Annotated in this window: 17 protein-coding genes; 16 read left to right on the forward strand and 1 reads right to left on the reverse strand. The window is 74.1% G+C overall.

From position 1 onward, the window contains the following. Positions 1-323 precede the first annotated feature (323 nt). The 12 genes from ACFC0B_RS36015 to ACFC0B_RS36070 all read left to right on the forward strand — a co-directional run bounded on the left by ACFC0B_RS36015 (position 324) and on the right by ACFC0B_RS36070 (position 15313). Positions 324-2252: a TIGR03960 family B12-binding radical SAM protein gene (locus ACFC0B_RS36015; RefSeq protein WP_376095999.1), complete on the forward strand. Its 1929-nt coding sequence runs from the start codon at positions 324-326 to the stop codon at positions 2250-2252. Between the two features lie 109 nt (positions 2253-2361). Continuing rightward, positions 2362-2526 (forward strand): hypothetical protein, encoded by a 165-nt coding sequence (locus tag ACFC0B_RS36020; protein ID WP_376096002.1) that lies wholly within the window; start codon positions 2362-2364, stop codon positions 2524-2526. Between the two features lie 175 nt (positions 2527-2701). Continuing rightward, positions 2702-3502, forward strand: a complete 801-nt coding sequence (locus ACFC0B_RS36025) for a TIGR03936 family radical SAM-associated protein (RefSeq protein WP_376096005.1) — start codon at positions 2702-2704, stop codon at positions 3500-3502. 396 nt (positions 3503-3898) lie between these two features. Beyond that, positions 3899-7534, forward strand: coding sequence for a ribonuclease E/G (locus ACFC0B_RS36030; protein ID WP_376096008.1), 3636 nt, complete (start codon positions 3899-3901; stop codon positions 7532-7534). Between the two features lie 219 nt (positions 7535-7753). Beyond that, positions 7754-8068 (forward strand): 50S ribosomal protein L21, encoded by a 315-nt coding sequence (gene rplU, locus ACFC0B_RS36035; RefSeq protein ID WP_376096011.1) that lies wholly within the window; start codon positions 7754-7756, stop codon positions 8066-8068. A gap of 12 nt (positions 8069-8080) precedes the next feature. Next, positions 8081-8338: a 50S ribosomal protein L27 gene (gene rpmA, locus ACFC0B_RS36040; RefSeq protein ID WP_344342406.1), complete on the forward strand. Its 258-nt coding sequence runs from the start codon at positions 8081-8083 to the stop codon at positions 8336-8338. A gap of 99 nt (positions 8339-8437) precedes the next feature. Then, complete coding sequence (obgE, locus tag ACFC0B_RS36045) at positions 8438-9916, forward strand: GTPase ObgE (protein WP_376096014.1); 1479 nt, start codon at positions 8438-8440, stop codon at positions 9914-9916. A gap of 227 nt (positions 9917-10143) precedes the next feature. After that, a complete protein-coding gene (gene proB / locus ACFC0B_RS36050) occupies positions 10144-11280 on the forward strand; it encodes a glutamate 5-kinase (RefSeq protein ID WP_376096017.1) in 1137 nt (378 codons plus the stop codon). A gap of 141 nt (positions 11281-11421) precedes the next feature. Beyond that, on the forward strand, positions 11422-11946 hold the full coding sequence (locus tag ACFC0B_RS36055) for a hypothetical protein (RefSeq protein ID WP_376096020.1): 525 nt from the start codon (positions 11422-11424) through the stop codon (positions 11944-11946). Between the two features lie 77 nt (positions 11947-12023). Beyond that, positions 12024-13346: a glutamate-5-semialdehyde dehydrogenase gene (locus ACFC0B_RS36060; protein ID WP_376096023.1), complete on the forward strand. Its 1323-nt coding sequence runs from the start codon at positions 12024-12026 to the stop codon at positions 13344-13346. A gap of 100 nt (positions 13347-13446) precedes the next feature. Continuing rightward, positions 13447-14031 (forward strand): hypothetical protein, encoded by a 585-nt coding sequence (locus tag ACFC0B_RS36065; RefSeq protein ID WP_376096026.1) that lies wholly within the window; start codon positions 13447-13449, stop codon positions 14029-14031. A gap of 217 nt (positions 14032-14248) precedes the next feature. Then, the gene (locus ACFC0B_RS36070; protein ID WP_376096029.1) at positions 14249-15313 is read left to right on the forward strand and encodes a hypothetical protein; all 1065 of its coding nucleotides are present in this window, start codon (positions 14249-14251) and stop codon (positions 15311-15313) included. An 87-nt stretch (positions 15314-15400) separates the two neighbouring features. On the opposite strand, the gene ACFC0B_RS36075 is transcribed toward ACFC0B_RS36070, so the two are convergent. After that, positions 15401-16507, reverse strand: a complete 1107-nt coding sequence (locus ACFC0B_RS36075; protein WP_376096032.1) for a M48 family metallopeptidase — start codon at positions 16505-16507, stop codon at positions 15401-15403. Between the two features lie 268 nt (positions 16508-16775). On the opposite strand from ACFC0B_RS36075, the gene ACFC0B_RS36080 reads away from it, so the two are divergent. The 4 genes from ACFC0B_RS36080 to ACFC0B_RS36095 all read left to right on the forward strand — a co-directional run bounded on the left by ACFC0B_RS36080 (position 16776) and on the right by ACFC0B_RS36095 (position 19868). Further along, complete coding sequence (locus ACFC0B_RS36080) at positions 16776-16922, forward strand: hypothetical protein (protein ID WP_350553676.1); 147 nt, start codon at positions 16776-16778, stop codon at positions 16920-16922. 163 nt (positions 16923-17085) lie between these two features. Next, the gene (locus tag ACFC0B_RS36085) at positions 17086-17244 is read left to right on the forward strand and encodes a hypothetical protein (protein WP_350569256.1); all 159 of its coding nucleotides are present in this window, start codon (positions 17086-17088) and stop codon (positions 17242-17244) included. Positions 17245-17341: 97 nt separating this feature from the next. Then, on the forward strand, positions 17342-17974 hold the full coding sequence (nadD, locus tag ACFC0B_RS36090; RefSeq protein ID WP_350553674.1) for a nicotinate-nucleotide adenylyltransferase: 633 nt from the start codon (positions 17342-17344) through the stop codon (positions 17972-17974). A gap of 22 nt (positions 17975-17996) precedes the next feature. Further along, the gene (locus ACFC0B_RS36095; RefSeq protein ID WP_376096037.1) at positions 17997-19868 is read left to right on the forward strand and encodes a LytR C-terminal domain-containing protein; all 1872 of its coding nucleotides are present in this window, start codon (positions 17997-17999) and stop codon (positions 19866-19868) included. The last annotated feature ends 143 nt before the right edge of the window (positions 19869-20011 follow it).

Below are 20011 nucleotides of genomic sequence, written 5' to 3' on the forward strand. Positions count from 1 at the left end.
GGCCAACTCCCTCGTTCCGGGGACGCACAGGACCTTCCGGTGGAGCCTTGCCAGTACCGCACGCGCCCTCGGAGCGTGTCAACAGTCGTCGGGCACCGGCGGTGGGGCCGCGGTGGGCTCGCGGTCGGGCGCCGGTGGGGCCGCGTTCACGTGCCGTGATCCCCCGTCCCGGGCCGCGGAAACCCGCTCTCGGAGGGTCGTCCCCGAACTCCCGGCCGGGCCGGGGCCGCGGCGGTTCGGCTACCCTTGAGGGTCACCCCTCCCAGCCGTCGCCCCCGCGGAGTGCGCGGCGGTCCCGAACGTCGTAAGGGTTCCTAGTACACATGACTGTCGAATCGGTCTTCCCACGCCTGGAGGCCCTCCTCCCGCACGTCCAGAAGCCGATCCAGTACGTCGGCGGCGAGCTGAACTCGACCGTCAAGGACTGGGACGCCTGCGACGTCCGCTGGGCGCTGATGTACCCCGACGCCTACGAGGTGGGCCTGCCCAACCAGGGCGTCATGATCCTCTACGAGGTGCTCAACGAGCAGGAGGGCGTCCTCGCCGAGCGCACCTACAGCGTCTGGCCGGACCTTGAAGCGCTGATGCGCGAGCACGGCGTCCCCCAGTTCACCGTGGACGCCCACCGGCCGGTGCGCGCCTTCGACGTGTTCGGACTCTCCTTCTCCACCGAGCTCGGCTACACCAACATGCTGGCCGCGCTCGAACTGGCCGGCATCCCGCTGGCCGCCCGGGACCGGACCGACGAGGACCCGGTCGTGCTGGCCGGCGGCCACGCTGCGTTCAACCCCGAGCCGATCGCGGACTTCATCGACTGCGCGGTCGTCGGCGACGGCGAGCAGGCCGTGCTCGACATCACGAAGATCGTCCGGGAGTGGAAGGCCGAGGGGCGCCCCGGCGGGCGCGACGAGCTGCTGCTGCGCCTGGCGCGCACCGGCGGCGTCTACGTGCCGAAGTTCTACGACGTCGAGTACCTGGCCGACGGCCGGATCGGGCGCGTCGTGCCGAACGCCCCCGGCGTGCCGTGGCGGGTGTCCAAGCACACCGTGATGGACCTCGACGAGTGGCCCTACCCGAAGCAGCCGCTCGTCCCGCTCGCCGAGACCGTCCACGAGCGGATGTCCGTGGAGATCTTCCGCGGCTGCACCCGCGGCTGCCGCTTCTGCCAGGCCGGCATGATCACGCGCCCCGTGCGGGAGCGAAGCATCACCGGCATCGGCGAGATGGTCGAGCGCGGGCTCAAGGCGACCGGCTTCGAGGAGGTCGGCCTGCTGTCGCTGTCCTCCGCGGACCACACCGAGATCGCCGACGTCGCCAAGGGCCTGGCCGACCGCTACGCCGAGGACAAGATCGGCCTGTCGCTGCCGTCCACCCGCGTCGACGCCTTCAACATCGACCTCGCCAACGAGCTCAGCCGCAACGGCCGCCGCTCCGGCCTCACCTTCGCCCCCGAGGGCGGCAGTGAGCGCATGCGCAAGGTGATCAACAAGATGGTGTCGGAGGAGGACCTCATCCGCACCGTCGCCACCGCCTACGGCAACGGCTGGCGCCAGGTGAAGCTGTACTTCATGTGCGGCCTGCCCACCGAGACCGACGAGGACGTGCTCCAGATCGGCGAGATGGCGAAGAACGTCATCCAGAAGGGCCGCGAGGTCACCGGCCAGAACGACATCCGCTGCACCGTCTCCATCGGCGGGTTCGTGCCCAAGCCGCACACCCCGTTCCAGTGGGCCCCGCAGCTGTCCGCCGAGGCCACCGACGCCCGCCTGGCCAAGCTGCGCGACTCGATCCGCGGCGACCGCAAGTACGGCAAGAACATCGGCTACCGCTACCACGACGGCAAGCCCGGCATCGTCGAGGGCCTGCTCTCCCGCGGCGACCGCCGGGTCGGCGCGATCATCCGCGCGGTCTACGAGGACGGCGGCCGCTTCGACGGCTGGCGCGAGCACTTCTCCTACGACCGCTGGATGGCCGCCGCCGAGAAGGGCCTGACCGGCACCGGCGTCGACGTCGACTGGTACACCACCCGTGAGCGCACCTACGAGGAGGTGCTGCCCTGGGACCACCTGGACAGCGGCCTCGACAAGGACTGGCTCTGGGAGGACTGGCAGGACGCCCTGGAGGAGGTCGAGGTCGACGACTGCCGCTGGACCCCGTGCTTCGACTGCGGCGTCTGCCCGCAGATGGACACCCACATCCAGATCGGCCCCACCGGCAAGAAGATGCTCCCGCTCACCGTGGTGAACAAGTAGTCAGGTGAGATGAATTGCCCTCGCCGGGTCCTCGGCGAGGGCAATTCGGGTTCCCAGCCTCATCGAGTGGGTTAGCCTCGGGCCGAGGTGGGAAATGGCGAGGATTCGCATGGAACTCGACGATGATGATCTGGCCTTGGCCGCGGACCTGCTGGGTACGCCAACGGCATCCGAGACCGTGAACGCGGCGTTGTGGAGGGTCGTCGATCTGGCTACGGGGAGTGAGGCCGGCGGGACACCGGATGAAGTTCCCGAGGTCGGTCCCGGCGCGTGATGTGCGCCCGAGATATGGGGGCGGGGCGAGGGGTGGGCGGGGGCGCGTACCCTTTGAGGTGACAGCGTCCGGACGGTGGCGGGGAAAACGCCGCCGCCGCGGACGGGGAGAACTGACTAAGGACTGAGCGACCCTGGCACGCCGTACGCCCGACGGTCCGCCGCCCGCGCCGACGGTGCAGCGGATCCGTCTCCGCTACACCAAGCGCGGCCGGCTCCGCTTCACCAGCCACCGCGACTTCCAGCGCGCCTTCGAGCGCGCCCTGCGCCGGTCGGCGGTGCCGATGGCCTACTCGGCCGGCTTCACCCCGCACCCCAAGGTGTCCTACGCCAACGCGGCGCCGACCGGCGTGGCCAGCGAGGCGGAGTACCTGGAGATCGGGCTCGCCGCCCCCCGCGACCCGGAGGAGCTGCGCGTCCAACTGGACGATTCGCTGCCCGGGGGCCTCGACGTGATCGACGCGGTCGAGGTGCGCACGTCCAACTTCGTGGAGCGCCTGGAGGCCTCCGAATGGCAGGTCCGGCTCGACGGCGTCGAGCCGGCCGAGGCGGGCCGCGCGATCGCGGCGTTCCTCGCCGAGGAGCGGGTCGAGGTCGAACGCCTCACCAAGAACGGCGTCCGGGTCTTCGACGCGCGCGGCGCGGTGGCGGCTCTCGAAGTGCTCCCGCCGCAGGTCGACGGCGGTGCGGACACGGCGGGCGAAGAGGCCCGCGATGTTCGGACCGGGCGTCCCTGTGCGATACTGCGCCTGGTAGTACGACACGCCACACCCGCCGTACGACCCGACGACGTGTTGTCCGGTCTCCGTGCGACGGCCGACCTGGCGCCGCCGGTCCCCGCAGAGGTGACCAGGCTGGCGCAGGGGCCGCTCGACGAGGGGACCGGCACGGTGACCGACCCGCTGGCGCTCGACCGCGCCGCGGCCCCGGCCGGCCCTGTGGCCACCGGCGAGCCGCGCGCAACCGCGTCCGCCTAGCGGGCGGAGGCCGGGTCCAGTTCCCCACTGGGCCCGCTGGTCCTCCAGGCCCCCGCGGCTCCCCAGGGGAGCGAGCGTCGTCGAAGCACAGGCCGGCCTCTTGCGGCCCGCCGACCCAGACGGTCGGTGGGCCCGAGGACCCCGTCCGGGAGCCACCCGGGGTTGGGGGACGGCGCAGCTTGGGAAAACCTCAGAAGACTGGTCAGACCAGAAGACTTTCGACACCCCGCCGCGTGCGGGGCGCCGAGCGAGACTACGAGCCCCTGTGCGGCCTCGCGTCCGCGCGGCGGCACCGTGAGAGGGTCCGGCCCGAGCATCGTCGCGATGCCGGCCGGCCACCGGTGCCGCGCCGTGCCCGGATGCGGAGCCCGGGGGCCTGACGGGAGATCCACCCGCATGCTCGAGAACACCGATCCGCAGCAGTCTGCGGCAACGGAACAGAACGACACCGCCACCGGCGGCGACGGCGCGTCCGCCGCGCCGCCGCGCCGGCGCCGCCGGGCGGTGTCCCGCCCGGCCGGAGCGCCGCAGGGCGCGGCCGCGGAGGCCGCCGAGACGGTCATCGCGGCCGAGTCCGAGGTGAAGCCGGCCGAGGCGCCGGCCGCCGAGGCGCCCGCCGCCGAGCCGGTCGCGGAGAAGCCGGTGCGCGCCCGCCGCACCCGCAAGCGCGCCGAGGCGCCCGCCGGTGCGCCCGAGGACACCGCCATCGTGGTCACCGCGCCGGACGCCGGCGAGCCGGTGGTCGCGGTCGAGGCCGCCAAGGCTCCGAAGGCCGCCAAGGCGGAGAAGACGGAGAAGGCCGAGGCCGCCGAGAAGGCGGAGAAGCCCGTGCGGGCCCGCCGGACCCGCAAGAAGGCCGAGGCCGCGCCGGTCGAGGAGCCGGTGCAGGCCGTCGCCGAGCCCGAGCCCGCCGCCGCCCCCGTCGCCGAGCCGGTCGCCGCCGAGGCGCCCGCCGAGGAGGCCCCGGCCGCCCCGGCGCGCCGCGCCCGCCGCCGCCGGGTGGTCGAGGCCGCCCCGGTGGTCGAGCCCGCGCCCGCCGCCGAGGAGCCGGTGGCCGAGGAGCCCGAGGCCGAGGAGACCCCGGCCGAGGAGCCGGCCGTCGAGGCGCCCGCCGCCGAGCAGCCCGCGCCCGCGCCGGCCGCCGAGGCCGAGCCGCCGCAGCGGGTGCGCCGCCGCGCGGTCCGCCCGTCCACCGCGATCTTCCAGGCGCCGGTCTTCCAGGAGCCCGCCCCCTACGTCGCCCCGAGCGCCCCCGCCGCGGCGTCCGCTCCGGCTGCCCCGCAGCAGGCCGCCCCGCAGCCGGCCGCCGCCGAGGCGACCGCCGTGCCGGCGGAGCACCAGGAGGACGAGGAGTTCGAGTACAGCGGCGTCGGCCGCCGCCGCCGCGTCCGCACCTCGGTGCGGGTGCAGACCCCGGCGCGCTCGAAGGCCGCCGCGAAGCCGGTCGTCGAGAAGCCCGCCGCCGTGAAGGCCGCCGTCGCGAAGCCCGTCGTCGAGGAGGCGCCCGTCGAGGCGCCCGCCGCCGTCGAGGCCCCCGCCACCGGCCCCGAGGCCGAGGACGAGTGGGAGGACGGCCGCCCGTCGCGCCGTCGCCGCCGGGGCGGCCGCCGCCGCCGTCGCGGTGAGGCCGAGGAGGCCGAGGCCGACGCGCCCGAGACCGAGCAGCCCGCCGCCGAGGAGCCGGCCGTCGCCGACGAGGACGACGAGGACGACGACCTGGCCGCCGGCCTGTCCTCGTCCCGCCGCCGTCGCCGCCGTCGCCGCCGCAGCGGTGAGGCCGGCGCGGTCGAGGTCGCCGAGACCACCGAGGACGGCGTCCGCACGGTGGTGAAGGTGCGCGAGCCGCGCCGCCGCTCCACCGAGCCGTCCTTCGACCCGGACGAGGTGCAGTCCATCAAGGGCTCCACCCGCCTGGAGGCCAAGAAGCAGCGCCGCCGCGAGGGCCGCGAGCTGGGCCGCCGCCGGGTGCCGATCATCACCGAGGCCGAGTTCCTGGCCCGCCGGGAGTCGGTCGAGCGCGTCATGGTGGTGCGCCAGAACGGCCAGCGCACCCAGATCGGTGTCCTTGAGGACGGCGTGCTCGTCGAGCACTACGTCAACAAGGAGCAGGCCACCTCGTACGTCGGCAACGTCTACCTGGGCAAGGTCCAGAACGTGCTGCCGTCCATGGAGGCCGCGTTCGTCGACATCGGCAAGGGCCGCAACGCGGTGCTGTACGCCGGCGAGGTCAACTTCGGCGCGCTCGGCGGCCACGGCGGTCCGCGCCGGATCGAGTCGGTGCTGAAGTCCGGCCAGTCCGTGCTGGTGCAGGTCTCCAAGGACCCGATCGGCCACAAGGGTGCCCGCCTGACCAGCCAGATCTCGCTGCCCGGCCGCTACCTGGTCTACGTGCCCGAGGGCTCGATGACCGGCATCTCCCGCAAGCTGCCGGAGAACGAGCGCGCCCGTCTGAAGCAGATCCTCAAGAAGATCGTCCCGGACGACGCGGGCGTCATCGTGCGCACCGCCGCCGAGGGCGCCTCCGAGGAGGAGCTGACCCGCGACGTCCAGCGGCTGCAGCAGCAGTGGGAGGACATCCAGAAGAAGGCCGCGACCGGCAACGCCCCGGCGCTGCTGTACGGCGAGCCGGACATGACCGTCCGGGTCGTCCGCGACATCTTCAACGAGGACTTCACCAAGGTCATCGTCTCCGGCAACGAGGCGTGGAACACCATCCACGACTACGTCTCCAACGTGGCCCCGGACCTCGCCGGCCGGCTCCAGCGGTGGACCTCCGAGGTGGACGTGTTCGCCACCTACCGGATCGACGAGCAGCTGATGAAGGCGCTGGACCGCAAGGTCTGGCTGCCCAGCGGCGGTTCGCTGGTGATCGACCGCACCGAGGCGATGGTCGTCATCGACGTCAACACCGGGAAGTTCGTCGGCCAGGGCGGCAACCTGGAGGAGACGGTCACCCGGAACAACATCGAGGCGGCCGAGGAGATCGTCCGCCAGCTGCGGCTGCGCGACCTCGGCGGCATCATCGTGATCGACTTCATCGACATGGTCCTGGAGTCCAACCGCGACCTGGTGCTGCGCCGCCTGCTGGAGTGCCTGGGCCGGGACCGGACCAAGCACCAGGTGGCCGAGGTCACCTCGCTGGGCCTGGTGCAGATGACCCGCAAGCGGGTCGGCCAGGGGCTGCTGGAGTCCTTCTCCGAGCCCTGCGTGCACTGCAACGGCCGCGGTGTGATCGTCCACATGGAGCAGCCGAGCGCCCACGTGCACGCCGGTGGCGGCGCGGCCGCCGTCGAGGCGGGCTCGGGCGGCGGCAAGCGCCGGCGCCGGGGCAAGGGCGGCGCGGCGCACGAGGAGCCGCAGGCCGTCGAGGCCGTCGAGCCGGTGGAGGCCGTCGAGGCCGCCGCCGAGGCGGTCGTCGAGGCCGTCGAGGCGCCGGTCCGCGAGGAGATCGAGGGCCAGCTGGCGATCGAGGTCCCGGGTGTCGAGGAGCCGCCGGCCGAGGCCGCGGCCGTCGAGGCCCCGGCCGAGCCGGCGCCCGCCGCCGCGCCCACCGGGCGGCCCCGCCGCCGGGCGGTGCGCAAGGCCACGGCCCCGGCCGGGGCACCGGGCGAGGCGGAGATCGTGGTGCTGCAGGCCAAGGCCGAGGCGGCGCTGGAGTCGGCCCTCGCGGCCGTCAGCCCGGCCGCGCAGGCCGCGGTCGAGGAGCAGCCGGCCGAGGCGGTCGTCGTCGAGGCGGTGGCCGAGCCGGTCGCCGTCGAGGCCGAGGTCCCCGCCGAGCCGGTCGCCGAGGCGCCCGCCGAGGAGCCCGCCGCCGAAGCCGCCGCCGAGCCGGCCGCGGTCGAGGAGGCCGCCGAGGAGGCGCCGGCGCCGAAGAAGCGGGCGGCCCGCAAGACCGCCGCGAAGAAGACCACCGCCGCCAAGAAGACGACGACGGCGGCCAAGAAGACCACCGCCCGCAAGACCGCCACCAAGCGGACGAGCGCGGCGGCCAAGAAGGCGGCGGCCGCCGAGGGTGATACGGCGGCCGAGTAGTGCCCGGCCCGGGGCGGACACCCTCCGCCCCGGGCCCGTACGGGCCGGTTTGCCCCTGCGGCGGCCGGTCCGTATTCTTGACCACTGGCGTGTCTACGCCTTGCTCCCGAGCACATCACCTCCCGGGTCTCGCAAGAGTCCTGCGGGAGAGGTCCCCTGTGTCCGTACCCAGGTGGCTGGCATCAGGAGCTCCGACCGAGTTGGGAAAGTAGGTACCGCATGTACGCGATCGTTCGCGCAGGCGGCCGCCAGCACAAGGTCGCCGTCGGCGACGTGCTGGAGATCGACCGTATCGAGGCCAAGCCGGGTGACTCGGTGGAGCTCTCCACCATCCTGGTGGTCGACGGCGAGGCCGTCACCTCCGACCCGTGGGTGCTGGCCGGCATCAAGGCCCACGCCGAGGTCGTCGACCAGACCAAGGGTGACAAGATCGTCATCCTGCGCTACAAGAACAAGACGGGCTACCGCCGTCGCCAGGGTCACCGCCAGCAGCACACCGCGGTGCGCATCACCAGCATCGACTCGGTCAAGTAAGGGGATAGCCAGATGGCACACAAGAAGGGCGCAAGCTCTACCCGCAACGGCCGTGACTCGAACGCCCAGCGCCTCGGCGTGAAGCGCTTCGGCGGCCAGGTCGTCTCCGCCGGCGAGATCCTCGTCCGCCAGCGCGGCACCCACTTCCACCCGGGTGCCGGTGTCGGCCGCGGTGGCGACGACACCCTGTTCGCGCTGACCGCCGGTGCCGTGCAGTTCGGCACCCGCCGCGGCCGCAAGGTCGTCAACGTCGTGGCCGTCGAGGCCTGAGTCACCTGACTCACACTGAAGGGTGGGCCGGAATGTTCCGGTCCACCCTTCGCGCTTTACCGCAGGCAGAACCATTTTCTTCGCATCGGAGGCACTTCCATGACCACCTTCGTGGACCGCGTCGAGCTCCACGTCGCCGCGGGAAGCGGGGGCCACGGCTGCGCCTCCGTGCACCGCGAGAAGTTCAAGCCGCTCGGCGGCCCGGACGGCGGCAACGGCGGTGAGGGCGGCAGTGTCACCCTCGTCGTCGACGCGCAGGTGACCACCCTGCTCGAGTACCACCACTCGCCCAAGCGCAAGGCCACCAACGGCAAGCCCGGCGCCGGCGGCCACCGCACCGGCGCCGACGGCCAGGACCTCGTCCTCGCCGTGCCGGACGGCACCGTGGTCCTCGACAAGAAGGGCAACGTGCTCGCCGACCTCGTCGGGCACGGCACCAGCTTCGTCGCCGCCCAGGGCGGCCGCGGCGGCCTCGGCAACGCCGCACTCGCCTCCGCCCGCCGCAAGGCCCCCGGCTTCGCGCTGCTCGGCGAGCCCGGCGACGCCCGCGACATCGTGATGGAGCTCAAGTCCGTCGCCGACGTCGCCCTCGTCGGCTACCCGAGCGCCGGCAAGTCCTCGCTGATCTCCGTGCTCTCCGCCGCCAAGCCGAAGATCGCGGACTACCCGTTCACCACCCTGATCCCCAACCTCGGCGTGGTCACCGCCGGCGACACCGTCTACACCATCGCCGACGTCCCCGGCCTCATCCCGGGCGCCAGCCAGGGCAAGGGCCTCGGCCTGGAGTTCCTGCGGCACGTCGAGCGCTGCTCGGTGCTGGTGCACGTCCTGGACTGCGCCACCCTGGAGCCCGGCCGCGACCCGCTGAGCGACCTGGAGACCATCGAGGACGAGCTCGTCCAGTACGGCGGCCTCGACGACCGCCCGCGCCTGGTCGCCCTCAACAAGATCGACGTGCCGGACGGCCAGGACATCGCCGACCTCACCCGGGCCTCCCTGGAGGAGCGCGGCTACCGCGTCTTCGAGGTGTCCGCCGCCTCCCGCAAGGGCCTGCGCGAACTCAGCTTCGCCCTGGCGCAGATCGTCGCCGAGGCCCGCGCCGCCAAGCCGGTCGAGGAGTCCACCCGGATCGTGCTGCGGCCCACCGCCGTGGACGACACCGGCTTCACCATCACCGAGGAGGACGGCGCCTACCGCATCCGCGGCGGCAAGCCCGAGCGCTGGGTGCGGCAGACCGACTTCTCGAACGACGAGGCCGTCGGCTACCTCGCCGACCGGCTGGCCCGCCTCGGCGTCGAGCAGGAGCTGTGGAAGATCGGCGCGCACGAGGGCGACACCGTCATCATCGGCCCCGACGAGAACGCCGTCGTCTTCGACTGGGAGCCGACCATGGCCGCCGGCGCCGAGATGCTCGGCCGCCGCGGGGAGGACCACCGCTTCGAGAACCCGCGCCCGGCCGTCGACCGCCGCCGCGAGAAGCAGAAGGGCCGGGACGCCGCCGAGGCCGAGTACCTCGCCTTCGAGGCGCTCTCCTCCGGCCGCCAGGCCGCCATCGAGGGCGACGACGAGGACCACTGAGTCCGGTCCGGTCCGGTCCGTGATCCGGGTCAGCCCCCGCCGCCCTTCCAACGGGCGTCGGGGGCTTCGCCGTTGACGGGGGGTCGGTCGCCCCGGGTCCTGCGGCGGCGCCGTCCGGCCGCTGGAACGGGGTGCGGCCCGGGTGCGCCGATCGCGTAGATTGCGGGGGGATACGGCCGGGCCCGGGCCCGCCGCCAGCGCACCACACCGGAAGGGCGAAACCCGAGATGAGCGAGGACGAACTGCGGGCTGAGGTGCTGACCGCGCGGCGCATCGTCGTCAAGGTCGGCTCCTCCTCGCTGACCACCGCCGCCGGCGGCATCGACGCCGACCGGGTCGACGCCCTCGTCGACGCCCTCGCCAAGGTCCGCACCCGCCCCGACGCCCCCGAGATCGTGCTCGTCTCCTCCGGCGCCATCGCCGCCGGACTCTCCCCGCTCGGCCTGGAGAAGCGGCCCCGGGACCTCGCCCGCCAGCAGGCCGCCGCCAGCGTCGGCCAGGGCCTGCTGATCGCCCGCTACACCGCCTCCTTCGCCCGCTACGGCCTGCGCGTCGGCCAGGTCCTGCTCACCGCCGAGGACGCCAGCCGGCGCGCCCACTACCGCAACGCCTACCGCACCCTCGACCAGCTGCTGGCGATGGGCGCGATGCCGATCGTCAACGAGAACGACACCGTCGCCACCGCCGAAATCAAGTTCGGCGACAACGACCGGCTGGCCGCCCTCGTCGCCCACCTCGTCCGCGCCGACCTGCTGGTCCTGCTCTCCGACGTCGACGGCCTCTACGACGGCGACCCGTCCCGCCCCGGCACCAGCCGGATCGCCGAGGTCGCCGGACCGCACGACCTCGACGGCATCGAGATCGGCAGTGCCGGCAAGGCCGGGGTCGGCACCGGCGGCATGGTCACCAAGGTCGAGGCCGCCCGGATCGCCACCGGCGCCGGCATCCCCGTCGTCCTGACCGCCGCCAGCCACGCCGCCGACGCGCTGGCCGGCCGCCCCACCGGCACCCTGTTCCTGCGCACCGGAAGCCGCTCCTCCGACCGGATGCTCTGGCTCGCCCACGCCAGCAGCCCGCGCGGCGCCCTGCACCTGGACGCCGGCGCCGTCACGGCCGTCGTCTCCGGCGGCGCCTCGCTGCTGCCCGCCGGGGTCACCGGGGTCGACGGCGAGTTCGCCGCGGGTGATCCGGTGGACCTTCTTGCCGAAAACGGCCACATCGTGGCGCGCGGACTGGTCAACTTTGATGCGAGGGAGTTGCCCCGGCTGCTCGGCCGGTCCACCCGGGACCTGGCCCAGGAGTTCGGCGCCGCCTACGAGCGGGAGGTCGTCCACCGCGACGACCTGGTCGTCCTGCACGGCTGACCGGCCGTCGGACCGCCGGAAGCGCGGGCGGCTCCGCACGGGGAGCACGCCCGGCCACGGGCGAGGAGGGGCGCGGTCGAACGCGCGTCGGCCGGGGCCGGCGGGTACGACGACACGACATCGCCGAACAGGAGGCCGCCGGTGGAACGCAGGCGCGAGGCAGCGCTGACCGGAGGAACCGCAGGCCGACGGCTGACCAGCATCGACGGCGGCGGGGACGACGGCGCCGACGGTCCGGCCGGTCCGCCGCCCCAGGGGTCCGGCACGGTGCACCGGCTCCGCCCCGAGCGGCGCCCCGGCACCGAACCGCCGGCCGGGCCCGAGCAGGCCCGGCTCTGGCACGTGGTGCTCAGCGTGGCCGGGCCGGTCACCCCGCTGTCGGAGCTGCGCTCCGGCCTGGAGCGGCTGGCGCACGACCACTCGTTCTTCCTGACCGCCCGTTACGCCGCCGACCACGCCGAGATCCGCTACTGGGAGCAGGCCCGCGACCTGCACGACGCGGCGGCGATCGCGCTGCGGCTGTGGGGCGAGCACAAGGTGACGGCCAAGCTGCCGCCGTGGGAGATCGTCGGCCTGGAGGTGGTCGACCGGTCGACGTACCACAAGCGCGTCGCCGAGGGCTTCGCCGGCCCGCCCCCGCAACTGGGCGGGGTCCACCCGTACTGAGCGGGAGGTCCGGCGGGCATGTCTCACCGGACGGAACGGGGCGGGGGAGGGCCGGGGCCCTCCACTACCCTGGGCGCATGAGCAGCGACCTCGCCACCGCCGACAGCCCCGTCCTCGCCGTAGCGCGCCGAGCCCGGGAGGCCGCCGCCGCGCTCGCCCCGCTGCCGCGCGGCGCGAAGGACGCCGCGCTGCGGGCGGTCGCCGACGCGCTGGTCGCCCGCGCCGCCGAGATCACCGCCGCCAACGCCGAGGACGTCGAGCGCGCCCGCGCGGCCGGCACCGCCGAGTCGGTGATCGACCGGCTCACCCTCACCGAGGAGCGGATCGCCGCCATCGCCGCCGACGTCCGCGACGTGGCCGGCCTGCCCGACCCGGTCGGCGAGGTCGTGCGCGGCTACACCCTGCCCAACGGCCTGGACGTCCGGCAGGTCCGCGTCCCGCTCGGCGTCGTCGGCATCATCTACGAGGCCCGCCCCAACGTCACCGTCGACGCCGCCGCGCTCTGCCTGAAGTCCGGCAACGCCGTGCTGCTGCGCGGCTCGGCCTCCGCCTACCGCTCCAACACCGCGCTGGTCGCCGTGGTGCGCGACGCCGTCGCCGCCGCCGGGCTGCCGGCCGACGCGGTCCAGCTCGTCCCCGGCGAGAGCCGCGACTCGGTGCAGGAGCTGATGCGCGCCCGCGGCCTGGTCGACGTGCTCATCCCGCGCGGCGGCGCCTCGCTGATCCGCACCGTCGTCGAGAACTCCACCGTCCCCGTCATCGAGACCGGCACCGGCAACTGCCACGTCTACGTCGACGCCGAGGCCGACCTCGCGATGGCGGTGGGCATCCTGCTCAACTCCAAGGCCCAGCGGGTCAGCGTCTGCAACGCGGCCGAGACCCTGCTCGTCCACCAGGACGTCGCCGACACCTTCCTGCCGCTCGCGCTCACCGCGCTCGCCGAGGCCGGGGTCACCGTGCACGGCGACGACACGGTGCTGAAGGCCGCCGAGGGCACCGCCGCCACCGTGGTGCCCGCCACCGACGAGGACTGGGAGACCGAGTACCTGTCGTACGACATCGCGGCCGCCGTCGTCCCCTCGCTGGACGCCGCGGTCGCGCACATCCGCCGCTGGACCTCCGGCCACACCGAGGCCATCGTCACCACCTCGCAGGCCGCCGCCCGCCGCTTCACGCAGCTCGTCGACTCGACCACGGTGGCCGTCAACGCCTCGACCCGGTTCACCGACGGCGGTGAGTTCGGCTTCGGCGCCGAGATCGGCATCTCCACCCAGAAGCTGCACGCCCGCGGCCCGATGGGCCTGCCCGAGCTGACCAGCACCAAGTACATCGTCACTGGTGACGGCCACGTCCGGGGCGGGGCGACGCCCACCGTGGGCGGCGCCGCCGACGCCGGCTGAGCCCCTCCGGGCCGGCCGCCGCCGACCCGCCGTCACACGAGTGACGGACCAACTGGCCCGAGCCCCAGACAAATCGCCCTCCCGGTAATACGCTGAATCCGTGGCTGACGATGTGGGGGGCTTGCCGTACCCCGACGGTGCCGACCACGGTGGTGCGAACGACGAGTTCGCCACCGTGGTCTTCGACGAGGCCTTCGTGCGGTCCGCCGCCGTGCACGAGCCGACGGCCAAGGAGCGGCAGCTCGCCGCCGCCGAGGCCCGCTTCGAGCCGGACACGGCCGGTCCGGGCTGGGGCTACGAAGCCCCGGCCGGGGACGGACTGCCGCTGGAGCTGCGCCCGTACCCGAGCGGGCTCGACGACGACCACCGCTACCCCGATCCGTGGACCGGCCTGGGCCGGTCCACCGGACGGCGCTCGCGACGCTGGCGCCCGGGCGGGTTCGACCCGATCGGCGCCGGCCGCGGCCGGTACGTCGCCCAGCAGCGCTGGCACCGGCCGGTGGCCTGGGTGCTCGCGGTGATCATGGGCGTGAGCCTGGTCGCGGTGGCGGTCGCGGCGATCTACCAGGGCGTGGGCGGGTCCGGCGGTGCGCCCCGGCGGCCCGAGTCCGGCAGCAGCAGTCCCGGGGTCGACCCGGCGCCGCCGGCCGAGCCGTCGCTCGTGGTCACGGCGCCGACGGGCTGAACGCGCCGGGCTGAACGCGCCCGGCCGACCGCGGCGGGCCGCCCGCGACCGGCCGCCCGCGCGCCGCGGACCGCCGACGGGCCGGGTGGCGGGGCGGCCGGGTGCCCGGGCGTCGGGCCGGTGTGCCCCGCGGCGGCCGCGAACGGTCACGGAGGGTTTCCGGTGAACTGCGGCAGGACCCTCGTGGAGGGGCGAGCCCGCGCCTTACCCTGGTGTCATGGGTGACCCGCGCGAACCCCCGGAGGGTGCGCCCGAGGGTGGTTCCGGGAACGAGGACGAGTACCGGTCCGTCGTCTTCGACGAATCGTTCGTCCGGGCTGCCCGGATCCAGGAGCTGTCGGCCCGCGAGCGGCTGTCCGGCGCGTTCGGCCGGCCCACCCGGCCGAAGGTCCGGCTGGGCCCGCTCGGGACGGTGCCCCGGCAGGCGCTGGCCCTGCTGCTGGTGATCCTGCTGGCCTTCGGGGCCGCCGTGTACTTCGGGGTCAGCTCGCCGGTCCGGCCCACCGCCCGCCCCCAGGGCAGCCAGCTGACCGTGAGCCTGGTGGCGCTGAGCCCGGCCTCGACGGTCCACCCGGTCGCCGATCCGGCCAACCCGTTCGCCGGCCTGCCGCCGGGCTACGGCGACGGCGCGGTCGGGCTGGGGACGCCGAGCGGGGCGGCCACCGGGCACTTCTCCCGGGTCGAGGTGACCAAGGCGCTCGACACCGTGCAGCGCTACCTGGTGGCGTCCTCGCTGTCGCCCGCCGTGCTGGTGCAGGGGGCGACCGCGGAGGTGCGGGCCTTCGTCACCCCGGGCGAGCAGGCCCAGTTCGACGCGAGCGTGGTCCAGCCGGTCGACGACCGGCACCACGCGCTGACCGGCTGGCTGGTCCGCTTCGACCCGGCGCAGGTCGCGCTGGCGGCGGACACCGTGAAGGTGGCCGGCGCGATGCGGATCGACGAGTCGGACAGCAGCACGCTGCGGATCACCACCGACCACACCTTCGTCTACGCGCTGAAGCCGGCCGGGGCGCAGAGCGGGGCGCCGGTCACGCTGGAGAGCGTGCGACGGCAGCTGACCTTCGAGTTCGACCGGGTCGACCTGGCGGCGGCGCAGCTTCGGCTGGTGGACTCGGTGCTGCAGGCCGGGCCGGCGCCGTGCGACGGCTCGCTGGCCGGGGTGGTGCAGCCGGTGCTGGCCGGCACGGACGCCACCGCGCCGCCGGCCGGGCCGCAGGCGGTGGACCCGGGGAACCACGCGCGGCCGGCCTGGCAGGTGTGCGGGGTCCTGACGGGCGGCTGAGGCCGGCGCGGGTGCGCCGACGGCCCCCGGCCGGGGTGGCCGGGGGCCGTCGGACGGCCTCCGCGGGCGGTGCGGCCCGTACCGGCCTCAGCGGTTGTCGCCGGAACCGGCGTCCTTGCCGCCGCCGTCGGCGCTGCTGCCGTTGCTGCTGCCGTTGCCGCTGCCGTTGCCGCGCCCGGCACCGGTGAAGGTGTCGCGGAGCTTGCCGCCGACGGTGGCCGCACCGCCCGCGACGTCGCGGATGAGGCCCATCAGCGGGTCCTTGCTCTCCTTCACCGAGGTCGTGTAGTGCTCGGCGGCGGCCCGCCACTGCTCGCCGACCGAGGTGTCCGGGTCGTCGGTGCGGCGCGGGTAGGCGCCGGCCAGGATGGAGCGGTACTCGTCGCTCTCGGCCCACTTCTTCAGCTGGGCGACCCGGACCACCGCGAACGGGTGGCTCTGCGGCAGCGCCTGCAGCAGCTTGAGCACGCCGTCGCGCAGGTCACCGGCCTTCTCGTACTCCTCGGCCTGCTCCAGGAAGGCGTCCACGTTCATCTCGGCCAGGTTGTGGCCGCCGGCCAGCTTCATCAGCGCCCGCATCGAGGCCTGGAGGTCCTGCCCGGCCAGCAGCCCGGCCCGGTCGCTGGAGAGCTCGGCCTTGCGGAACCACTCCTTGAGCGCGGTGACGATCGCCATGATCGCCAGGTTGCCGAGCGGCACCCAGGCGATCCGGGTGGCGATGTTGGTGAGGATCATCAGCATCGTCCGGTAGACGGCGTGCCCGGACATCGCGTGGCCGACCTCGTGGCCGATCACCGAGCGGAGCTCCTCCTCGTCCAGCAGGTCCACCAGACCGCTGGTCACCACGATCACCGGCGTGTCGATGCCTATGCAGAAGGCGTTGACCGTCGGGTCCTGGGTGACGTAGAGGTCCGGCACGGTGTCGAGGTCGAGCACGTAGGCGGCGTCGCGGACCATGGCGTGCAGCTCGGGGAACTGCCGCTCCGAGGTCTTCACGGCGGTGGCCAGGAACATCAGCCGGATCGAGCGCTCGGAGACGAGGCCGGCGAGCCTCTTCAGCACGTCGTCGAAGCCGGTCAGCTTGCGCAGCGCGACGAGCGCCGAGCGGTCCGCCGGGTGCTCCCAGGCGCGGGTCGAGATCTCCGGGAAGCGCTGGCGGCGCCGGCTCGGGGTCTTCGCGGTCGTGTCGGTCATGGTGTGAGTGCCTCCCTGTCGACGGCGGCCCCGGCCCCCCGGCCGGCCCCCGCTGGTCTTCGCCTGCAACGACTGTTCGGACAACGTCCGTGGTTGCGCACTCGTCCCCGGCGGCGCGTTCCGAGTGCCGCGGGCGCCGCCCGGGCGCGGCGCGCACGGCGCCCGCGGGGGCGGTGGGCGGCGCCGGTGTGAGGGCGGTTTACCCTGAATGCCCAGGAGAGCCGGGCCACCTCAGGCCGCGGCACCGAGCAGTCCGAGGAGCCCGCAGATGTCCACCGCCGCCCTTGCCAGCCTGGCCGCCCCGATCTCCGCGGAGAACGGCCCCGGGCTCTTCCTGCGGATCATCGTGGTCGCGTCGTTCGTCGGGGTGGGCCTGCTGGCCTGGATCCTGCTGCGGGCCGGCCGCAACAACTGAGCGGCCCCGGCGGCCGCCGTTCCCGGGCCCGGCTCACGGCGGTTCAGGCGTGGTGGGCCGCCGAGCGGTTGCCGTGTAACCCCCCGTACGATGACGGGTGGGCCCTCACCGGCCCGTACGACACCCCCTGCCCGCCATCCGAGCCGAGAAGGTCCCGCCGACCATGAGCACTGCCGCCGCACTTCCCGTCCTGAACCTCCTCGCGAACGAGGGCGAGGGTGGCAACCACGACAGCCTCAACCCGTACCTGACGGGTGGCGCCGCGCTGTTCGTCCTGCTGCTGCTGCTCTTCGTGACCACCCGCTTCAACCGGGACCGCTGACCCGGCCGACGGTGGCCCGGGGTGCGGCACCGCCCCCGGGACGCCCGTCACCCTGCCGTTCCCGCACCGCAACGGGCGTCGCGTAAGGTGTGGCGCCATGGGAGAGCAGACCGGGAATCCCGGTGTACCGGCGCCGGAGCGGCGTCGTCTCGGCGTGATGGGCGGCACCTTCGACCCGATCCACCACGGGCACCTGGTCGCCGCGAGCGAGGTCGCCAGCGCGTTCCACCTGGACGAGGTGATCTTCGTCCCGACCGGACAGCCGTGGCAGAAGAGCGACCGCCAGGTGAGCCCGGCGGAGGACCGCTACCTGATGACGGTCATCGCCACCGCGGAGAACCCGCAGTTCTCGGTCAGCCGCATCGACATCGACCGCGAGGGCCCGACGTACACCGTCGACACCCTGCGCGACCTGCACGCGATGCACCCCGACGCCGACCTCTTCTTCATCACCGGCGCCGACGCGCTCGCCCAGATCCTGTCCTGGCGGGACTCCGACGAGCTCTTCTCACTCGCCCACTTCATCGGCTGCACCCGGCCGGGGCACACTCTGTCGGACGCCGGGCTTCCGGTGGGCGGGGTCTCCCTGGTGGAGGTCCCGGCGCTGGCCATCTCCTCCACGGACTGCCGCAACCGGGTCGCCAAGGGCGAGCCGGTCTGGTACCTCGTCCCGGACGGCGTGGTCCGCTACATCGACAAGCGGGCGCTGTACGCGCCGCACCGGACCTGATCCCGGAGGGGCCGACCGACGGATGAGCGAGCGCAGGGGACCTCAGGAGCAGCAGCCCGGACAGCCGGACGACTGGTCCACCGGGCAGTACCAGCAGTACCCGCCCTACCAGCAGCAGGGCGGCTACGAGCAGCAGCCGGGCCCGTACGAGCAGTCGGGCCCGTACGAGCAGCCGGGCTCGTACGAGCAGTACGACCAGTACGGGCAGCCGGTGCAGCCCGCGCCCTACGGGCAGGGGCAGTACGGCTACCAGGACCAGTACCAGCAGCAGGGGTACCAGCCCTCCTACGAGCCGCAGTACGAGCAGCCCGGGGTGTACGGGCAGCAGGCGCCGCAGGGGTACCAGGAGCAGGGCGGCTACGGCTACCAGGACCAGTACCGGCAGCAGGAGCCGCAGGACTACCGGCAGCCGCAGGCCCAGCCGCCGCAGCAGGCCCAGCCGCAGGCGTACGCGACCGCGCCGATGCCGGCCGTCGTCGAGCCGGAGCCGGCGGCGGAGCCCGCCGCGCCCGTGCCGCCGCCGCGCCCCCGGGTGCCGCGCCCGGCCGCCGCCGAGCCGGCGGCCCCCGCCCGGCCCGAACCGCCGTCCGAGCAGGTCGGCGGCTCCCGCACGGCCCGCGCCAGGACCGGCGCCGGGGCCACCGGGGACAACTACCCCACGGGCGAGTTCACCTTCGTCGACGACGAGGCGGAGAAGTCCGAGGACGTCATCGACTGGCTGAAGTTCGCCGAGTCCCGCAGCGAGGTGCGCGCCGAGCGCCGCCGCCGGCTGCGCAAGCGGCTGATCGGCGCCGGCGTGGTCCTCGCGATCGCCGCGGCCGGGGCCGGCGGCTACCTCTGGCTCACCGGCGGCAAGGAGAGCGCGGCCACCGCCGCCGGACCGCGCCAGGTCAACGTCGTCCACCTGCGTGACCTGCAGGGCAAGGTCTCCAGCGCGCTGCTGGTCAACGACGCCTCCGGCAAGAAGGGCACCGTGCTGCTGCTGCCGGACACGCTGCGGCTGCCCGGCCCCGGCGACCCGCCGGTCACCACGGTCGGCCAGGCCATGGACACCCTCGGCGCCTCCGGCACCCGCGACGGCCTGACCACCGTGCTCGGCGCCCCGGTCGCCGGCACCTGGCGGCTCGACACCCCGTACCTGGAACTGCTGGTCGCCCAGCTCGGCGGCGTCCGGGTGGACACCAACGCCGAGGTCCGCGAGGGGGGCAAGCCGGACGGCAAGGTGCTCGCCGCCGCGGGCAAGAACACCCTGCTCGGCGGGAAGGCCGCGGTCGCCTACGCCACCCTGCAGAACGCCGGCGAGAACCGCGACGCCCAGCTGGCCCGGTTCGGCCAGGTGATGGACGCCGTGGTGCGCACCATGCCGGTCGAGTTCAAGGACGCCAAGGACGACGTGCACCGGATGAACGCGGTGCTCGACCCCTCGCTGCCCGAGGACGCGCTCGCCGGGGTCCTCGCGCAGATGGCCGAGCTCGCCAAGAGCGGTCAGCTCGGCACCACCGCGCTGACCGTCAAGCCGGACGGCTCGCTGGACGAGGCCACCGCGGGCAAGCAGGTCAAGGAGGTGCTCGGCGGCACCGTCAAGGCCGCGACCGCCGGTGACGGGGCGGCCAGGGTCTCCGTCCAGGACGCCAGCGGCAACGAGCAGGCGGCCGCCGCCGCCCAGGTCCAGGTGGTCAACGCGGGCCTCACCTTCGTCCCCGGCGGCGCCAGGACCGCGCCGCAGGCCACCAGTGAGATCCGCTACACCGACGACGCCCGGCAGGCCGCCGCGAAGTCGCTGGCGACCAGCCTCAACCTGCCCGAGACGGCGGTCAAGAAGGTCACCGACGCGCAGAACGCCGACCTGGTCGTCGTCCTGGGCAAGGACTACGCGCCGCCGAAGCCCCAGTAGCCGGGCGGCGGACGGCGGGCAGGCGTACGGGCGGCCCCGGAAAACGGTGACGCTGTTGGCGAATGTGAGTGATCGGCTGCGGTGAGTGACGCCGGTCTCCGAGACTTGTCTCGGAGACCGGCGTTGGTCGTTGCGGGGTGGTT

The sequence above is a fragment of the Kitasatospora sp. NPDC056184 genome, from assembly GCF_042268405.1.
In the GTDB taxonomy this organism is placed as follows: domain Bacteria; phylum Actinomycetota; class Actinomycetes; order Streptomycetales; family Streptomycetaceae; genus Kitasatospora.

Coding starts and splice junctions, on each gene's coding strand:
- ACFC0B_RS36015 (WP_376095999.1), top strand. CDS start 324: ATGACTGTCGAATCGGTCTTCCCACGCCTGGAGGCCCTCCTCCCGCAC.
- ACFC0B_RS36020 (WP_376096002.1), top strand. CDS start 2,362: ATGGAACTCGACGATGATGATCTGGCCTTGGCCGCGGACCTGCTGGGT.
- ACFC0B_RS36030 (WP_376096008.1), top strand. CDS start 3,899: ATGCTCGAGAACACCGATCCGCAGCAGTCTGCGGCAACGGAACAGAAC.
- rplU (WP_376096011.1), top strand. CDS start 7,754: ATGTACGCGATCGTTCGCGCAGGCGGCCGCCAGCACAAGGTCGCCGTC.
- rpmA (WP_344342406.1), top strand. CDS start 8,081: ATGGCACACAAGAAGGGCGCAAGCTCTACCCGCAACGGCCGTGACTCG.
- obgE (WP_376096014.1), top strand. CDS start 8,438: ATGACCACCTTCGTGGACCGCGTCGAGCTCCACGTCGCCGCGGGAAGC.
- proB (WP_376096017.1), top strand. CDS start 10,144: ATGAGCGAGGACGAACTGCGGGCTGAGGTGCTGACCGCGCGGCGCATC.
- ACFC0B_RS36060 (WP_376096023.1), top strand. CDS start 12,024: ATGAGCAGCGACCTCGCCACCGCCGACAGCCCCGTCCTCGCCGTAGCG.
- ACFC0B_RS36070 (WP_376096029.1), top strand. CDS start 14,249: ATGGGTGACCCGCGCGAACCCCCGGAGGGTGCGCCCGAGGGTGGTTCC.
- ACFC0B_RS36075 (WP_376096032.1), bottom strand. CDS start 16,507: ATGACCGACACGACCGCGAAGACCCCGAGCCGGCGCCGCCAGCGCTTC.
- ACFC0B_RS36080 (WP_350553676.1), top strand. CDS start 16,776: ATGTCCACCGCCGCCCTTGCCAGCCTGGCCGCCCCGATCTCCGCGGAG.
- ACFC0B_RS36085 (WP_350569256.1), top strand. CDS start 17,086: ATGAGCACTGCCGCCGCACTTCCCGTCCTGAACCTCCTCGCGAACGAG.
- nadD (WP_350553674.1), top strand. CDS start 17,342: ATGGGAGAGCAGACCGGGAATCCCGGTGTACCGGCGCCGGAGCGGCGT.
- ACFC0B_RS36095 (WP_376096037.1), top strand. CDS start 17,997: ATGAGCGAGCGCAGGGGACCTCAGGAGCAGCAGCCCGGACAGCCGGAC.